The sequence below is a fragment of the Thalassospira sp. Z349TD_5 genome, assembly GCF_056173045.1.
Genome location: NZ_CM149654.1, coordinates 822,611 through 839,019, shown reverse-complemented (window position 1 = coordinate 839,019; position 16,409 = coordinate 822,611). Strand labels below are relative to the sequence as shown.

Genomic DNA, 16,409 nt, shown 5'->3' with positions numbered 1-16,409 from the left:
GCTTTAAATCATTGGCGGGATGAACTGTGCCACAAGCCTAGTTCATCCCGCACGGACCATCAAGCAATCGGACAAGTCGAAGGATAAAGTCATGAAGGTTCTGGTCGTTGGCGGCGGTGGACGCGAGCACGCACTTTGCTGGGCAATTGCGCGCAGCCCGCGCATTTCCAAACTCTGGTGCGCACCGGGCAATGCCGGAATCGCGGATTCGGCCGAATGCGTGACGATTTCCGATGGCGATGTTGACGGTCTGGTGACGTTTGCCAAGGACAACGCGGTTGATCTGGTCGTGGTTGGTCCCGAGGCCCCACTGGTTGCCGGCCTTGTCGATGCACTTGATGCCGCCGGGATCAAATCGTTTGGCTGTTCCAAGGCCGCCGCCCAGCTTGAAGGCTCCAAGGGCTTCATGAAGGACATGGTGGCAAAGTTCGGTGTGCCGACTGCTGCCTATGGACGGTTCACAACCCCGGATGATGCCAAAGTGTTTGTCAAAACACACGGCGCGCCGATTGTGGTTAAGACCGATGGCCTTGCCGCCGGTAAAGGCGTGATCATTTGTATGACAATTGACGAAGCCTTTGCTGCGATTGACGAATGCATGGTCGGCGGCAAGTTTGGCGATGCCGGTGCAGAAATTGTCATTGAAGAATTCCTTGTTGGCGAAGAAGCATCCTTCTTTGCGGTGTGTGACGGCGAAAACGTCATTCCACTGGTCGCTGCACAGGACCACAAGGCGGTTGGCGAAGGCGACACCGGCCCCAATACCGGCGGCATGGGCGCTTATTCCCCGGCCCCGGTTTTCACCAAGGACGTCGAAACCAAGGTCATGGAACAAATCATTGTGCCCACGGTTAAGGGCATGGCCGACGAAGGCCATCCGTTCAAGGGCGTTTTGTTTGCCGGTCTGATGATTGATGACGCGGGCAATCCGAAACTGATCGAATACAACATTCGCTTTGGCGACCCGGAATGTCAGGTCCTGATGACCCGGCTTAAATCAGACGTTCTTGATATCCTTGATGGGGCGGCCAGCGGAACCCTCGATACCGTCAAACCACAATGGTATGAGGAAACCGCCATGGTGGTTGTGATGGCGGCAAAAGGATATCCGGGGTCTTATGAAAAAGGCACCGAGATCAAAAACGTCGCCGCGGCAGACGCCATGGACAAGGTCAAGGTTCTGCATGCCGGAACCAAAATGGCTGGTGATAAGCTGACCGCGACGGGGGGCCGCGTTTTGGGGGTTACCGCACGCGGTGCGACTGTCACCGAAACGCAAAAACGCGCCTATGAGGCGGTTGATGCAATTGACTGGCAGGATGGTTTTTGCCGCCGGGATATCGGCTGGCGCGCGGTTGCTCGCGAACAGAAATAAGCCACCGCACCATCGCACTTTCAAAAGACCGGATTTACGCAATCCGGTCTTTTTTTATGTCTGCTTTCATTTCCGTGAAATCTGACACGACGTCTGTGTCTGTATTTGCACCCCCGGCATGATAGCGGATCATGCAGCGCCCCGGATGGATATCATCGGGTTCCACCGTTGCCGACACCCCAAAAACATCGCGCAGATTTTCTGGTATGAGGATATCTTGCGGGGTCCCAATTGCGCGTAATTTTCCACCATCCATCATCGCGATCCGGTCACAAAACATCGCCGCATGGTTCAAATCATGCAAGGCCGCAACCACTGTTACCGGCAATCGTCGGACCAGTTCAAGAATGCCCAGCTGATGACGGATATCAAGATGGTTGGTTGGTTCATCAAGCAACAGAAATTCCGGTTCCTGTGCCAGTGCGCGGGCGATATGGACCCGCTGTTTTTCACCGCCCGAAAGCGTGTGCCACATGCGGTCTTTCATCGATCGCATATCGACCGCGTCAAGGGCATCGTCCACCACCACATCATCATTTTGCGACCATGGCGACAGCAAACTGAGATACGGCGTCCTGCCAAGCGACACCGCCTCGGTCACCGTGATCCGGTCAATGGTGTCGGCCTGTTGTTCGACAAATCCGATGCGCCGCGCAAGATTGCGCCGCCCGATGTTTTTTAACGCCTGCCCATCCAAAATGGCATCGCCGCGCGATGGTCGACGAAGGCCGCCCAAAACCGACATCAATGTGGTTTTACCCGAGCCGTTCGGCCCGATCAGGCCAAGGAACTCGCCGGGTTTTACCGCGATTGTCACATCGGAAATGATTTTTTTAAAACCGGCCCGCCAATCAACATTTCGCAATTCAAAACTCATCGAAGGACCCTTCCATGACAGAGGATCAAGGCAAAGGCCGGCGCACCGATCAAGGCCGTGATCACCCCGATGGGCAGGACCTGACCCGGCACAATCATGCGTGAGAAAATATCGGCACAGACAAGAAACAGCGCACCAATAAGGGCCGATACCGGCAAAAGAGCACTATGGCGTGTGCCGACAAAAAACCGTGCGGCATGCGGAATTACCAAGCCAACAAACCCGATAGACCCAACAATACTGACCATCACAGCCGTCATCAGGGCGGCACAGCCAATCAGCACGACATAGGCGCGCCGAACAGGCACACCAAGGGAAGCGGCTGAATCCCGGCCAAAGGTGAAGGCATCCAGAGCACGCGAATAGCCAAAACAGATTACAAGACCAACAATGGCCACCGGCAAGGCCAACCAGACGTCGGGCCAGCGCACACCACTTAGATTGCCCAGCAACCAGAACATGATCCCGCGGGCTTCTTCAGCACTGGCAGATTTGGTCACGATAAAAGAGGTCATCGCATTGAAAAGTTGCGACCCGGCAACGCCAGCCAGAATGATGGCCCCGGTTCCCCTGCCCGCCTGAAGCGACAATAAGGCAACAAATGCAAATGCCACCAGCGACCCGATAAAGGCCCCGACCGACAACCCAAGTACCCCGGCCCCCAATCCAAGAATTGCGACACTGACCGCCCCGGTCGATGCCCCGGCCGAAATCCCCAACAAATAGGGATCGGCCAACGCATTGCGCAGCAAGCCCTGCAATACAGCACCGGCGACCGCCAATGATGCCCCGCAACTCGCCGCAACCACCGCACGGCTTAACCGGTAATTCCAGACAATGCCTGCATCAATGACATCAACCTCATGCCCGGCATTCCAGACATGATTGGCAATGGTATTGATGACGGTTTGCATTGGAATGGCCGTCTCACCAACTGATGCGGCAAAGGCCAATGTCACGCACAGAAGCATCAGCGCGGCAAGCGTCGCGCTGATGCGGTTGGTGAAGGCAAGTGAAAGCAGACCGATCAATTGCTGGCGTCCGTATGGAAGCCTTCAACGGCGTCGGCCAGTTTTTCGATGCCGTTGATCGTGCGGATCGTCGGGTTCATCGACAACGCATCAAGGACGATCACATGATCATTTTTAACCGCGTTCATTTGACGTGTGACCGGATCCGATTGTAGGAATTTCATCTTGAGTTCCCAGTCATCGGCCGGGAAGCGACGACGGTCCATCTTGCCAATCGCAATGATGTCGGGGTTGGATCGTGCAATTGTTTCCCAACCAACTTTTGGCCATTCATCGTCACTTTCGATGACGTTTTTCACGCCCAGTACATTGGCGATATAGGCCGATGCGCCTTTTTGCCCGGCAACAAACGGATCAACATCAAGTTCCGCACTTGAGAACCAGAACAGGGCACTGATCCCACGACCATCAACGTCACTGACGCGATCACGCGCCGCCTGTTCACGCGCACGAAGGTCCGCCGTCAGTTCGGCGCCGCGTTCTTCAACATCAAAAATCTGCGCCATTTCGGTAATCGTGCGATAAATCAAATCCATAGAAAACGCGTCAATGCGCGTGCCATCGCCGCCGGTGGTATTGTCCTTGCCCACGCAATCGGCGGGTGCGGTATAGACCGGAATGGAAAGCTCGGAAAACTGTTTAATGGTCCCCACCGCCCCATTGGGCCCGACATGCCACTGATATTGGTTGGTCACCAGATCGGGCTTCTGTCCGACGACACTTTCGAAACTGGGATCATTATCGGCGAGACGCGTTATTTTGGCATTGGCGTCGCGGTATTCCTCGGCAACCGGATTAAACCATACAGCCGTCCCGACAACCCGGTCGGCCAGCCCCAGCATATAAAGAATTTCGGTATTGCTTTGTCCAAGCGAAACAACACGTGTTGGCGCCTGATCGAAGGTCACCGTACGACCGCAATTTTCCAAGGTCAGCGGATAATCCGTTGCCGATGCATTTTGTGAAACAGATGCCAGCCCCGCAGCAAACACCCCGGCTGCAAGAACATGTTTGTTCAATGTGATCACTTTGTACCCTTTCCAAGGATTATGACGGCCAAGGAGACTTTTCCTGAAACCGAACATCCCAAATCAATACATGTTATGTTATAACATAACATAACCATTCCTGTCGTCAATGGACTGGCAAAAGTGTCGGGAAATGGCGGACGGTATCAGGGCCAAAGAAAGGGCGGGATGATTGATATCCTGCCAGCGACCGTAACACATGGCCGACATTTTCCGGGGCACCCCGCCCGGTCCAGTGTCGTGATGTTGGCAGGTCTCCTGGCTCGCGGGTCGTCACACTTTTTCTGCCTTCCCAGGGTAAACCCCAGTGGCATTTCATCAGAAAAGTACTCACCGCCTACAGTTGCGGGGGCAGCTTCGGTTGGCAACCTTGCCAATTGGCGCGGCTGCGTCGAATTCCCTTTATCCTTTACGGATACCAACACAATGAGGATGTCACACAGCCCCCCGTACCCGTCAAGCGAATTGCGGACAACACACGTCGCAGACGCATTTTAGCGTGCCTAATGAACGGAAGGTTCCGCCCCATCAAGCCCTGATGGCTGGCTTAGAATTGACGCCACGTCACGCATCGGTGGCGCCCCAAACATGCGGGCATATTCGCGGCTGAACTGGGATGTACTTTCGTATCCCACCTCATAGGCCGCACTGGCCGCATCCTTCATTTCGGCCAACATGATTTGCCGGGCCGTGGTTAAGCGCAGGCGTTTTTGATACTGCAGTGGGCTCATGGCGGTCACCTGCTTGAAATGATGATGGAAGGAAGACGCGCTCATATTGGCATGACTGGCCAATTCATCGACCCGGAGCGGTTTGTGGAAATTATCCTTCATCAAACGCAGCACGGCTGAAATCCGCTGCATATTGCTGCCGCCCATCGCCAGACGGGCAATCAAGGCACCCTGCCCGGTTCTTAACAGGCGGTAATGCACTTCGCGCATCAAAAGCGGCAACATCACCGGTATTTCTTCGGGGTGTTCGAGAAGCTCAACGACACGCAAGACCGCATCAACAAGTCCTGCGGATGTTTCTTCGACGAACAGGCCCCTGAAACTGTCGCCGTCGCCCCCGATGTTCAAATCCATGCAGGCAACAAGATCGCCAAGAATTTTCCCATCGAGATCAAGAGACAAACTGCGATAGGGCAGATCAGGTGTCGCATCAGTCACATGCCCGACCAATGGCAAGTCCACCGACGCCGCAAGCAACTGCCCCGGCGCATAGCGATAGACTTCCTGACCGAGCGTAACTTCCTTGGCACCGGAAATGATCAGACACAGACAGGGCTTGTAAATCGTTGGCACCTTAAGGGTTGGGCCGGTCGAACGATACATCCATACCGGTTCAACCGCTGTGCGCACAGCCCCATCCGGTTCACAGTATTTGTCAATTAAGTGACATAGCCGTTGAAAGTTATCCATCACCCAAACCCTTTGTTTTCCATGGCTCCAGTATACACCGCGAAACAGCATCGCAAAGTGCCTCAAACCAGATTTGGAGGATTAGGCAATCGATGTCGAGTTCTGTGTATTCATCAAACGCATCGAAAACGACACAGTAAGGCCATGACACAAACACACGGAGGATGTCATGTCGAACCCAGCCAATCACGTCGAAAACAAAACCGTTATCATCACCGGTGCCAGCAGCGGCATCGGCGAAGCCACCGCCAAACTTCTGGCCAGCCGTGGTGCAAACGTCGTTCTGGGTGCGCGCCGCACCGAACGACTTGACCAACTTGCCACCGAAATCGAAGCATCGGGTGGCAAAGCAATGGCGCGCGCGGTCGATGTCACCAACGGCGAAAGTGTCGAAGCACTTGTCTATCATGCAAAGAACATGTTTGGCCGTGTAGATGCGATCTTCAACAATGCTGGTGTCATGCCGCTTTCCCATATGGCGGAACTTAAAACCGACGAATGGGACAATATGATCAATGTCAATATTCGCGGCGTTTTGAATGGCATTGCCGCGGTCCTTCCGATCTTTAAGGAACAGGGCATCGGGCATGTAATCAATACCGCATCTATTGCCGCCCATGTCATCGCACCAAGTGCCGCCGTTTACTGTGCGACCAAATATGCCGTTTGGGCCATTTCCGAAGGACTGCGTCAAGAAAGCGAAAATGTTCGCGTGACGATCATTTCACCGGGCGTGGTCGAAACCGAACTTGGCCATGACATCACGGATGAAACCGGCAAGGAAATGCTAAAGCAGTTCCGTCAAATTGCCCTTTCCCCGGATGCCATTGCACGTGCTGTTCTTTACGCGCTTGATCAACCGGCAGATGTCAACGTCAACGAAGTCATCGTCCGTCCAACCGCGTCGGCATTCTAACTAATTCGAACCAAGACGCAGGCTTCCATCATGAGACGTCACGTTTTCTTATCACGTTTGATACTCCTGCTGATGGTGTTCGCACCATCAGCAGCCTTCCCGCAGGAGACAGAGATGAGAACAGCATTACAAACGTCACCGCATCCTTATGTCGGCATGTGGGTCACCGAGGATGGGTATGTCCGCCAGGAGTTGCGTTCTGACGGTCGCTATGACGAGGCACGCGGAACACAACAATCGGCCTATCAGGGCGATTATCAAATTTCGGGAAACTACGTTACCTATCAGGATGACACCGGTTTTACCGCCGATGGATATTTTGAAAATGATGTGCTGTATCACGGCGGCATGATGATGTTTCGCCAAGATCAAACCAACTGATCCCAGCACGCACCCGCAACCGCCCGGCAACTGTCGTCACGTTTATTTCAAGTATCGCAACTCCACCAAGATCGATATCGCCCGGCGGTATCGTTCTTTCTTATGAAATGCTATTCCTGCGGGGTACCATGCATAAGATGCAGTGATTACGACCTTGAATTTGCCATCATTTGTCCCGATTACCTCCACACTGTCAGGTATTATTCCGGCATATTCGATAAACGGGACTTGGTGAATGACAACTTCTTTGGAACGCAGACGTTTTTTGAAATCCGTGGCCGCCGCAGGTGTCATCCTGCCGGGCATGTCGATGTTTGGTGCGGCAATGGCCGCGAACGACACGCTTGAGCTTGGCGATGCGCAGAACTTTGATTTTGACGCACTGATCAACCGGGCGCGTACGATGGCAACGAAGGACTATGTTGCCCCCATCGCACCCGACCCCGAGATTGTCGGCAAGATCGATTACGACACCCACGGAAAGCTGCATTACAAACGCGACCATTCGCCGTTTGCCGATGGGTCGGGCACTTATCCGATGACGTTCTTCCACTTGGGTATGTATTTCGCCAAGCCGGTGCACATGTATCTGCTTGAAGACGGGGCGGCGCGTGAAGTTATCTATCGTCCGGATTACTTTGACATGCCCGAAGACAGCATTGCGCGTAAACTGTCCGACAACAGTGGCTTTGCCGGATTCCGCCTGCATGAAAACCTTGAACGCGATGACTGGAAAACCCAGGATTGGGCGGCATTTCTTGGTGCATCCTATTTCCGCGCCATCGGCGATGAAGGCCAGTATGGCCTGTCCGCACGTGGCATCACGGTCAATACCGCGACATCCGTCCCCGAAGAATTCCCCGATTTTCGCGAATTTTACATCGAACCTGCCAAATCGGCCGAAGACCCGGTAACCATCTATGCCCTGCTCGATGGGCCCAGCATTTCGGGTGCGTATAAATTCCTACTCTATCGTGGCAAAGGGGTCACGATGGACATCGAAAAGCACCTGTTTATCCGCAAAGACATCGAACGTCTTGGCATTGCGCCGCTGACCAGCATGTTCTGGTATTCCGAACAAAACAAATCATTCCGGTTTGACTGGCGCCCGGAAGTCCACGATTCCGACGGTTTGGAGCTTTGGACCGGCAGTGGTGAACGTATCTGGCGACAGCTCAACAACCCCGAAGTCATCCGCGCTTCCGCCTTTGGCGATCACACGCCACGTGGTTTTGGTTTGATGCAGCGCGACCGTGAGGTCAGCCATTATCTTGATGGGGTGCGCTATCACCGCCGTCCCAGCCTGTGGGTTGAACCGCTTGAAGACTGGAACAAGGGCGCTGTTCAGCTGATTGAAATTCCGACCGATGACGAAATTCACGACAATATTGCGTCATTCTGGGTGCCTGATGAACCGGCCAAGGCCGGCAACAGTTATCAGTTCAAATATCGTTTGTACTGGCAGGCTGAAAATCCGTTCCCGGTTGAAAAACTGGCCAAGGTCACCGCAACCCGCATGGGTCGCGGCGGGGAACCCGGTACGAACCGCCCCAAAGACGAGATCAAGTTTTCCGTCGAGTTCGAAGGCGATATTCTGGGCACCCTTGAATACGGCGAGTTCCCGGAAGTCATCGTTTCGACATCACGCGGCGAGATTGTCCGCACCAAGATAGAACCGATCATGGATACAAGGATCTGGCGGGCTGCGTTCGATCTTAAGGCAACCGGCACCGATCCGGTTGATCTACGCATGTATCTGAAACTTGATGATGCACCGCTCAGTGAAACCTGGATGTTCCAGCATCTGCCGGGACTTACCAACCAGCAGCAAGGCTAAGTCGGTACATACCGAAATACGACGGACCGGCATCATGACGATGTCGGTCCGTTTGCATTTAAGGTTTGCCGGTTAACCTTTGCGCTCAAGGGCGATGACCGTGTCGAGCACCATGCCTTCTTCGCCGTTCGGGCCCTTTGCCAAACGGTCAAGGTTATCGACGCAGATCTGCGTCCATTCAGTCAGGTCAAGGCTTAGGTTTTCGAGCGCCTCTTTTGGTTTTGGGTAGCATTTATCGGGCTTTTCCCATGACCATGATGGCACCGACCCATGCGACGTCACTAACAGCAATCCCCCTGGCGCAACCAGACGCGATGCACAGTTGATAATCGAATTACGTGCAAACACCACCGGGGATTCAAGAAACTGTGCGGTCACCAACGTAAAACTACCCGTGGGAAAATCGGTCATAAGATCTCGTTGATCAAATGTGATCTTTTCCAAAACGCCGTTGCGCACCGCGTTGGCGCGCGCATAGCCCATCGCGGTTGCGGAAATATCAATCGCGGTCACAGCCCAGCCATTTCTCGCCAGCCAGACCGCGTCGTCCCCCTTGCCACATCCAAGTTCCAGTGCCGCGCCGGGAGTCCGGCCAGTTACGAATTTCTTTAGCACCGCCGTTGGCAGACCGCTGGTTTGGGGTGAGGCCTTTTCATAATGCTGTTGCCAAAATTCCGTCGGGTCCATGTTCGGGTCAATCTTCATGTCGTGCCTCAATTCAATGACAAGTGCGTTCTCAAAAGCGAATCATGTATCATTTAAAGTTACATGATTCGCTGCACCTGTCAATTTCATGTATCTTTGGTTGTTTCATGTGTTAAAGATCAGACAGGATCGACCGACCAACAGGAGCCCTTTGATGCGTCAAGACAACCGCATGCCACGTGTGCTGCATGCCCTTTTGCACCTTGACCAGATGACGGATCCGGCAACATCCGATCTGCTTGCCGGGATGCTCAACACCAATGCGGCTGTTGTCCGGCGTACCATGGCGGGATTGCGCGATCAGGGGTTCGTCACCTCGACCAAGGGGCATGGCGGGGGCTGGGTTTTGGCCAAACCGCTGTCTGAGATCACACTGGCCGGGATTTATGACGCGCTTGGCGCGCCCAAACTTTTTGCGCTGGGCTGTGGCAACGAAGAATCACACTGTTTGATGGAACAGGCCGCCAATGCGGCGACCGCCAAAGCTTTGCGCGTGGCCTCAGAAACATTTCTAAGCGCGCTTTCGGCAATCACGATGGCCGATCTTGCCCGTGATTATGAAACCCGGATGAAAGAACTTGGCTTAAACCCGGATGATTACCGGTTTGATTCCAGCAAAATCCCCTAAGCTCCGATGCCGGGTATCAGCGCAGGCTGCCAAAGAAATCCTTCAGCAACTTACCGGCTTCAATCTCGCCAATGCCGCCATACACTTCCGGACGGTGATGGCATGATGAGCTTTCAAACACGCGTGGCCCGTGGTCAACGCCACCGCCTTTCGGGTCATAAGCGCCGAAATAAACCCGGCGCAGACGGGCAAAGGAAATGGCCGTGGCACACATCGGGCAAGGTTCAAGCGTGACATACAGATCGCAATTGGGAAGCCTTGGCTCGCCCTTGGCCCCGGCTGCCGCCCGAATGACAAGGATTTCGGCATGCGCAGTCGGATCGTTGAGTTCCTCGGTCAAGTTGCCTGCACGTGCAAGGACTTCGCCCGTATCGGCATCGACCAGAACCGCCCCCACCGGCACTTCACCGCGACGGGCGGCGGCACGGGCTTCTTCAAGGGCCATATCCATAAAGCTGTCTGCGCTCATGATTTTTCCATCCCGATCACGCACTGCACGGAGCAAGCGGCACAACTTGCCAGAGCGGCGTTTGTTTTTACTTGATGTTAGGGCCCGTTTAGGGTCTGAACCCAATAGGGTTATGCCCTCGCCATATGACAGTGCAATCTCGCACAGGATCGGTCAAGAGATCATCATGGGATGGTCCGTTGGATGATGCCAGTTTGGCCTTTGCACACAACGCATAGACCATCGGCGTGAATTGCCGTTGCCCTTAGGCGGTTGCAAGGGTAGTTTCCGCCAAGAATTATTCGCCGTAGGGTCAGGACCTATTAATTTGATTGAAATGGCAGTCGTTATATTTGCCAAATCCAAGGAAAAGCCCGCAGAACGGGTCGGCATCCCGAACAAGGGATTTGACGCAGGAGTTGACAAATATAACGACTGTCCTTCGGATCAATCGGATTTGCACGGGCTACTTTGTCGCAAAAACTTGAAAGATATATATCTTTCTGCATTCTTGCTTCGCCTATCCGCACAAATCTGATTGACCATTTCAGCCAAATTAATAGGCCCTGACCCTAGCATTACCACAAGCAAAGTTGCACCCGACATGACCACGCGCAAGCCGATCATTGGTATTACACTCGATTCCGAAGAACCGGGCGGTTATTCGAAATTCCCGTGGTATGCGCTGCGTGAAAACTATGCCGGTGCAGTTACGGCGGCCGGTGGTATTCCGATGCCGCTTCCCCACGAAGTTGATCTGGTGCCTGATCTTCTTGATCTGATTGATGGGCTGGTCGTGACCGGCGGTGCCTTTGATGTTTCGCCGTCCCTGTTTGGTGCGGACGAAGTCCATGATACGGTTGTCACCAAGGATCGCCGCACCAAATTTGAATGGGCCATGGCCGAAGGTGCCCTTAAACGCGATATGCCGGTTTTGGGCATTTGTGGCGGGCAGCAATTGTTGAACGTGATCCTGGGTGGGTCGCTTATTCAGCATATCCCCGACAGTGTCGAAAACTGTCTGGCCCACGAACAGCCTAATCCGCGCGATGAAGCCGGGCACGATGTCACGGTGGAGCCCGGCACGTTGCTTGCGAAAATTGTTGGCGATATCAAAACGCTTTCGGTCAATTCCGCCCACCATCAGGCGGTTGATGGGGTTGGCCCGGATGTCATCATTAATTCGGTCGCCCCTGACGGCGTGATCGAAGGCATTGAACATCCGAAATACCGTTATTGTCTCGGGGTCCAGTGGCATCCCGAATTTCATATCAGTTCGGGCGATGCGAAAATTTTCGACGCCCTGATTTCCGAGGCCCGCACATGAACGACAAGACCCCGACACCAGACGACAATGATGCCGACACCAAATCCGAACGCATAGCCAAACGCATTGCGCGGTCCGGTGTGTGTTCGCGTCGCGATGCCGAACGCATGATCGAAGAAGGTCTGGTTAAACTGAATGGCAAGGTGCTTGATACACCGGCCGTAACCGTCACCGACGAAGACGAGATTTATGTCAATGGTAAGCCATTGCCCGCAAAGGAAAAACCGCGTCTTTGGCGCCTGTTTAAAAAGCGCGGCCTGGTCACCAGCCACCGCGATGAACAGGGCCGCGACACGGTATTTGAACATCTGCCAAGCTATGTGCCGCGTGTCATTTCAGTCGGACGTCTTGATTTGAACTCCGAAGGGTTGTTGTTGCTGACCAACGACGGCGAATTGGCCCGTTATCTGGAACTGCCAGCAACCGGCTGGGCGCGCCGCTATCGTGTGCGTGTGCATGGCCGTATTGAAGAATCAAAGCTTAAACAGCTTGAAGAAGGTGTCACCGTTGATGGTGTGCACTACGGATCGATCCATGCCGAGGTTGATGTTCAAAAAGATTCCAACGCCTGGATGACGGTGACCTTGCGCGAAGGCAAAAACCGCGAAATCCGGCGCGTGATGGAACATCTTGGCTGGCCGGTCACGCGTTTGATGCGCGTGTCCTATGGTCCGTTCCAGTTGGGCAGCCTTGCCCCGGGTGATTGCGAAGAAATCACCGGCAAGGTGATGAAAGAACAACTCGCAGCCTTCTTTAAGGGTGATTACAGCAAGGTTTCTGAAAAGAAATCCGTGGCACGTGGCGGCACATCGCGCCCCAAAGCACCGCGCACTGTTTTTGGCCAACCCGCACAACGTAAACGTCAGCAAGGCGGTCCGGGCCAAAACCCGAACGCAAATGCCAATGGCACCGATGACGAGCAGCGCGATAGCCGTGCAGGCCGTCCAAGCCTTGGCCGTCCGGGGGCGGGTCGCTCCTATGGACGCCCATCGGACCGTTCCGAGGGTGACCGCAACGAGGCGGGTCGTGATGGCGGCAATGACCGTCGTGGCAATGATACCCCTCGTGGTGGGGCCTCGCGTGATGATAAGCGCAGTGCTTCGTCGCGCTCGGAAAAGCCGCGTATCGGCGCAGCCCCCCGTCCGGGTGGCCGTGGGAAACCGGCTGCCAGCAACGCCCGTCCAGAACGCGACGACCGTGATGATCGTAGTGATCGCAGTTCGGGCCGTCCGACCGACAAGGGACGCGGACGGTATGCGCCGGGTGGGACGTCAGGTTCTGACAAACCCGGTCGCGGCAGATTTGCCGGTTCCGATTCCAGAGATAGTCGTGGCCGAGATGGCTTTGGACGCGATGGCGCCAGAGATTCTGGTGGCAGAGACTCTGGTGGCAGAGACAGTGGAAACCGCGATAGCGGTGCGCGCGGCACAGGACCACGCGGCAGTACCGGCGGACGGAGCAGCAATGCCCGTGATGGCGGGCGTGACAGTGCGGGACGCGACAGCGGTGGACGCGACTCTGGAAACCGTGACGGGGGTTCACGCGGCACCGGTGCACGTGGCACTGGTCCACGGGGCAGCACAGCCCGTGATGGTGGCCGCGATACTGGACGTGGCGGTTCTCGCGATAGTGCCCGTGACAGCGGCCGGCGCGATGGTGCCGGGTTCGCGGGCGGTCGCGGCAAGCCGGGTGGCAAACCTGCCGGTCGTTCAGGCAATAGCACAAGCACCCCGGGCCGCAAGCCCGCAGGCAACCGCCCACGCGGCAAGAAGGACTAATCGAACATGCGGATTGTAGGTGGCAGTCATCGCGGCCGGGCTCTGATCCCGCCGGCAGGACGTGAAACACGCCCGACCCTTGATCGTGTACGCGAAGCACTTTTTAGCATCCTGTCGCATGCATCGCGCTGGTATGAGGATGATTTCCATCCGCTGTTTGATGGCGTGATCCTTGATGCCTATGCCGGATCGGGGGCCTTGGGCCTTGAAGCGATTTCACGTGGGGCAAGCAAGGCGGTTTTGTTTGACACCGACCGCAGCGCTCTGGCGGTGATCGAAGAAAACATCACCAATTTGAAGCTTGGCGAGCAAGCACGCGTCCAGCGTGCCGATGCCACCAAGCCTCCACGCTCATCTGTCCCCGCCAGCATGGTTTTCCTTGATCCGCCCTATGGCAAGCAATTGCTTGAAACCAGCATTACTGCCCTTGCTGCTGCGGGCTGGATTGATGGCAACACATTGATCATTGCCGAACGTGATCCACGCGACCCCGAAATCACGCTGGACGGGTTTGAACTGTGTGACAGCCGCAAATACGGAAAATGCCAGATCGATATCGGTCGATTTTCGGCCTGACCTAATATCCTTTGCGTAAAGCTGGCCGCCACATCTGCCTGCTGCAAAAACCCCTGATTTGTGGTAGCGTTTTGACGTTAAACGATATGGTTGAGCGCAATGAAACCCTTGCCCCAAATAGCACCAGACGTAGAATTTGGCCGTCGCCTGCGCCATTGGCGTCGCGAAAGCGACATCAAGCAGGCACGCCTTGCCGATATTCTGGGCGTCACGCAGGCAACCGTTTCGCGCTGGGAAAAGGGTATGCAACGTCCCGCCCCTGTGCAGCTTGACCTGATTGATCAGATGATGACGCGCAAGCGCAATTTCCGTCTGGATCAGGCAATCAAACGGCTTGTCATTCATTCGAACCAGCGCGTGCACCTGATCGAAGACCGATCACACCGGTTGCTCTGTGCATCACAGGCCCGCGAACATGAATGGCAACGTGATTGTTCCGATCTGCTGGGCACATCACTTTGGCGGTTTGCCACACCGGAAATTGCAGTTGCGGAAAAAAGCCTGCATGTCCTTGGCTGGCACGAAGATCAAACCGACCACCTGACATTTGAAACATCGCGACGCGACGGGGCACCAATGCGCATTGTCGATAGCTACATCCTGTGGGAACGTTTTTTCCTGTCAGATGGAACGGCCGTGCGGCTGACAACCGGGTTTGATCACGCGCCTCACACCATCTAACGCATTTTGCCATAACCACGCATATTTCATTCGTGGATATTCAAGGCGGTTTTCAGGTACATCTGAAATCCGCCTTTTGCATGTTTGCCAAGATTTAAAAGCACCGGCAAAACTGCACAACAAACCAAAAATAAAAGACACCAAACGGACACGCCCCACATGCCACCGATCATTGCAATTTCGATCCTGTATGGACTTGGACTGACAGCCTCAATGCAGGTTGGCTTAATCGGCCCTATTGCACCAGATCTGCGCGCGGGTTTTGGATTAAGTCAGGCGGAATTTGGCCTTGTGGCATCACTGATTACCGCTGCGGGTGCGCTGACCGCCATTCCAACCGGTGTTTGGGCCGCCCGCGCCGGATTGCGTAAATCGCTTGTTCTGGGCTGTTTGATGATGATCCTTGGCGCAACCATTTTTGCCACGGCCGATGTCGCCGTCATGCTGTATGTCGGACGGGTTGTTACCAGCATCGGCTATCTTTTGATCGTCGTCGGCGCACCAAGCTGGATGGCAGGATTTGATAATCCAAAAATTGTCGCCATGGCCATGAGCATCTGGGGCACGTTTATTCCGGTCGGCATTGCCATGGGCAACTGGGTCAGTGCGGCGGTGCTGGTTTGGCTTGACTGGCGGCTGGCGGTGGTGGCCTGCACGGTTCCGGTTGTGATCCTGTTACCATTGCTTGCCATTATGACGCCCCCCGCGACAAGCACACCACGTAAATCGCTTCTGGTCGGGGTAATGGGGGTTTTAAAATCACGTGCGGCCTTACGTGTCGCGCTGACATTTTCGGCCTTTGCCGGGGCGACCTCAGCCGCCCTTGCCTTCATGCCCGCAATGCTTGCCGATAATCTTGATATCGGCATCGCACCCGCCGCTGGAATCATTGGCACCACAGCCATTGTCGGCAATATCATCGGCAGCGTCGGGGCTGGCATGGCATTGGGCCGAAATATTGCCGGACGTCGGATTTTGATGCTGTTTTTACCCATAATGGCAGTTGCGATTTCCACCCTTTTTGTCAGCACGCATATGCCACTGAGCCTGACGGCACTGATCATATTTAACATCGGTCAAGGGGCGGTTGCGGGTACATGCTTTGCCCTTTTGCCCGGCATTGCCAAAGGTGGGCTTTCGATGCCCGCCCTTCAGGGGATGCTTGCCCAATTCGCCGAGATTTTTGTCGTGATTGTCCCACCTGTTGCTGGTGCGATGATCGATCGGAGCGGCTGGTCCGGGGCAGCGGGGGTTCTTGGCGCGCTTTACTTTGCCGGCTTCCTGATTTCACTGGGAAAATCGTCACAGAAACGCAGTGCAACATAAGGCGACCTATACGATACGATGACTTGACCTGTCCATCGAAGCAGGCGACTCTCATGCTCTGAAGCAGTCGGGAG

Annotated in this window: 16 protein-coding genes and 1 riboswitch; of the genes, 10 read left to right on the top strand and 6 right to left on the bottom strand. The window is 55.0% G+C overall.

The features are described 5' to 3' along the window. The first annotated feature begins 91 nt into the window (after nucleotides 1-91). The gene (purD, locus tag AC0VXT_RS03670) at nucleotides 92-1,375 is read left to right on the top strand and encodes a phosphoribosylamine--glycine ligase (RefSeq protein ID WP_475547541.1); all 1,284 of its coding nucleotides are present in this window, start codon (nucleotides 92-94) and stop codon (nucleotides 1,373-1,375) included. A gap of 34 nt (nucleotides 1,376-1,409) precedes the next feature. On the opposite strand, the gene AC0VXT_RS03665 is transcribed toward purD, so the two are convergent. The 4 genes from AC0VXT_RS03665 to AC0VXT_RS03650 form a co-directional block, all read right to left on the bottom strand. Further along, nucleotides 1,410-2,252 carry an ABC transporter ATP-binding protein gene (locus AC0VXT_RS03665; protein ID WP_475547540.1) on the bottom strand — a complete coding sequence of 281 codons (843 nt, stop codon included), beginning with the start codon at nucleotides 2,250-2,252 and terminating at the stop codon, nucleotides 1,410-1,412. After that, nucleotides 2,249-3,283 carry a FecCD family ABC transporter permease gene (locus AC0VXT_RS03660; protein WP_475547539.1) on the bottom strand — a complete coding sequence of 345 codons (1,035 nt, stop codon included), beginning with the start codon at nucleotides 3,281-3,283 and terminating at the stop codon, nucleotides 2,249-2,251. Before AC0VXT_RS03660 ends, AC0VXT_RS03665 begins: the two co-directional genes overlap by 4 nt. After that, nucleotides 3,280-4,311, bottom strand: a complete 1,032-nt coding sequence (locus tag AC0VXT_RS03655; protein ID WP_475547538.1) for an ABC transporter substrate-binding protein — start codon at nucleotides 4,309-4,311, stop codon at nucleotides 3,280-3,282. The genes AC0VXT_RS03660 and AC0VXT_RS03655 overlap by 4 nt, the downstream gene beginning before the upstream one ends. Nucleotides 4,312-4,542: 231 nt before the next feature. Then, nucleotides 4,543-4,749, bottom strand: a riboswitch (cobalamin riboswitch). A 65-nt stretch (nucleotides 4,750-4,814) separates the two neighbouring features. Continuing rightward, nucleotides 4,815-5,732, bottom strand: a complete 918-nt coding sequence (locus tag AC0VXT_RS03650) for an AraC family transcriptional regulator (RefSeq protein ID WP_475547537.1) — start codon at nucleotides 5,730-5,732, stop codon at nucleotides 4,815-4,817. Nucleotides 5,733-5,901: 169 nt separating this feature from the next. Here AC0VXT_RS03650 and AC0VXT_RS03645 point away from each other — a divergent pair, with 169 nt between their 5' ends. From AC0VXT_RS03645 to AC0VXT_RS03635, 3 genes are all read left to right on the top strand, one after another. Further along, entirely contained in the window at nucleotides 5,902-6,648 is a 747-nt protein-coding gene (locus AC0VXT_RS03645) for an SDR family oxidoreductase (RefSeq protein WP_475547536.1), read from the top strand. Nucleotides 6,649-6,762: 114 nt separating this feature from the next. Then, complete coding sequence (locus AC0VXT_RS03640) at nucleotides 6,763-7,029, top strand: Atu4866 domain-containing protein (protein ID WP_475547535.1); 267 nt, start codon at nucleotides 6,763-6,765, stop codon at nucleotides 7,027-7,029. A gap of 235 nt (nucleotides 7,030-7,264) precedes the next feature. Further along, nucleotides 7,265-8,866 carry an OpgD/OpgG family glucan biosynthesis protein gene (locus tag AC0VXT_RS03635; RefSeq protein WP_475547534.1) on the top strand — a complete coding sequence of 534 codons (1,602 nt, stop codon included), beginning with the start codon at nucleotides 7,265-7,267 and terminating at the stop codon, nucleotides 8,864-8,866. Nucleotides 8,867-8,938: 72 nt separating this feature from the next. Here AC0VXT_RS03635 and AC0VXT_RS03630 read toward each other — a convergent pair whose 3' ends face one another. Next, the gene (locus AC0VXT_RS03630; protein ID WP_475547533.1) at nucleotides 8,939-9,571 is read right to left on the bottom strand and encodes a class I SAM-dependent methyltransferase; all 633 of its coding nucleotides are present in this window, start codon (nucleotides 9,569-9,571) and stop codon (nucleotides 8,939-8,941) included. Nucleotides 9,572-9,725: 154 nt separating this feature from the next. Here AC0VXT_RS03630 and AC0VXT_RS03625 point away from each other — a divergent pair, with 154 nt between their 5' ends. Then, nucleotides 9,726-10,199, top strand: coding sequence for an RrF2 family transcriptional regulator (locus AC0VXT_RS03625; protein WP_475547532.1), 474 nt, complete (start codon nucleotides 9,726-9,728; stop codon nucleotides 10,197-10,199). Between the two features lie 16 nt (nucleotides 10,200-10,215). Here AC0VXT_RS03625 and AC0VXT_RS03620 read toward each other — a convergent pair whose 3' ends face one another. Further along, entirely contained in the window at nucleotides 10,216-10,668 is a 453-nt protein-coding gene (locus tag AC0VXT_RS03620) for a nucleoside deaminase (RefSeq protein WP_022734120.1), read from the bottom strand. A 583-nt stretch (nucleotides 10,669-11,251) separates the two neighbouring features. Here AC0VXT_RS03620 and AC0VXT_RS03615 point away from each other — a divergent pair. From AC0VXT_RS03615 to AC0VXT_RS03595, 5 genes are all read left to right on the top strand, one after another. Beyond that, nucleotides 11,252-11,974 (top strand): gamma-glutamyl-gamma-aminobutyrate hydrolase family protein, encoded by a 723-nt coding sequence (locus AC0VXT_RS03615; protein WP_475547531.1) that lies wholly within the window; start codon nucleotides 11,252-11,254, stop codon nucleotides 11,972-11,974. Further along, complete coding sequence (locus AC0VXT_RS03610) at nucleotides 11,971-13,752, top strand: pseudouridine synthase (protein ID WP_475547530.1); 1,782 nt, start codon at nucleotides 11,971-11,973, stop codon at nucleotides 13,750-13,752. Before AC0VXT_RS03615 ends, AC0VXT_RS03610 begins: the two co-directional genes overlap by 4 nt. A 6-nt stretch (nucleotides 13,753-13,758) precedes the next feature. Next, nucleotides 13,759-14,328 (top strand): 16S rRNA (guanine(966)-N(2))-methyltransferase RsmD, encoded by a 570-nt coding sequence (gene rsmD / locus AC0VXT_RS03605; RefSeq protein ID WP_475547529.1) that lies wholly within the window; start codon nucleotides 13,759-13,761, stop codon nucleotides 14,326-14,328. Nucleotides 14,329-14,427: 99 nt separating this feature from the next. Beyond that, a complete protein-coding gene (locus AC0VXT_RS03600; RefSeq protein ID WP_475547528.1) occupies nucleotides 14,428-15,009 on the top strand; it encodes a helix-turn-helix domain-containing protein in 582 nt (193 codons plus the stop codon). Between the two features lie 159 nt (nucleotides 15,010-15,168). Further along, nucleotides 15,169-16,335 (top strand): MFS transporter, encoded by a 1,167-nt coding sequence (locus AC0VXT_RS03595; protein ID WP_475547527.1) that lies wholly within the window; start codon nucleotides 15,169-15,171, stop codon nucleotides 16,333-16,335. Nucleotides 16,336-16,409: the final 74 nt, after the last annotated feature.

Coding starts and splice junctions, on each gene's coding strand:
- AC0VXT_RS03630 (WP_475547533.1), bottom strand. CDS start 9,571: ATGAAGATTGACCCGAACATGGACCCGACGGAATTTTGGCAACAGCAT.
- AC0VXT_RS03620 (WP_022734120.1), bottom strand. CDS start 10,668: ATGAGCGCAGACAGCTTTATGGATATGGCCCTTGAAGAAGCCCGTGCC.
- AC0VXT_RS03625 (WP_475547532.1), top strand. CDS start 9,726: ATGCGTCAAGACAACCGCATGCCACGTGTGCTGCATGCCCTTTTGCAC.
- purD (WP_475547541.1), top strand. CDS start 92: ATGAAGGTTCTGGTCGTTGGCGGCGGTGGACGCGAGCACGCACTTTGC.
- AC0VXT_RS03615 (WP_475547531.1), top strand. CDS start 11,252: ATGACCACGCGCAAGCCGATCATTGGTATTACACTCGATTCCGAAGAA.
- rsmD (WP_475547529.1), top strand. CDS start 13,759: ATGCGGATTGTAGGTGGCAGTCATCGCGGCCGGGCTCTGATCCCGCCG.
- AC0VXT_RS03650 (WP_475547537.1), bottom strand. CDS start 5,732: ATGGATAACTTTCAACGGCTATGTCACTTAATTGACAAATACTGTGAA.
- AC0VXT_RS03635 (WP_475547534.1), top strand. CDS start 7,265: ATGACAACTTCTTTGGAACGCAGACGTTTTTTGAAATCCGTGGCCGCC.
- AC0VXT_RS03610 (WP_475547530.1), top strand. CDS start 11,971: ATGAACGACAAGACCCCGACACCAGACGACAATGATGCCGACACCAAA.
- AC0VXT_RS03645 (WP_475547536.1), top strand. CDS start 5,902: ATGTCGAACCCAGCCAATCACGTCGAAAACAAAACCGTTATCATCACC.
- AC0VXT_RS03665 (WP_475547540.1), bottom strand. CDS start 2,252: ATGAGTTTTGAATTGCGAAATGTTGATTGGCGGGCCGGTTTTAAAAAA.
- AC0VXT_RS03600 (WP_475547528.1), top strand. CDS start 14,428: ATGAAACCCTTGCCCCAAATAGCACCAGACGTAGAATTTGGCCGTCGC.
- AC0VXT_RS03595 (WP_475547527.1), top strand. CDS start 15,169: ATGCCACCGATCATTGCAATTTCGATCCTGTATGGACTTGGACTGACA.
- AC0VXT_RS03640 (WP_475547535.1), top strand. CDS start 6,763: ATGAGAACAGCATTACAAACGTCACCGCATCCTTATGTCGGCATGTGG.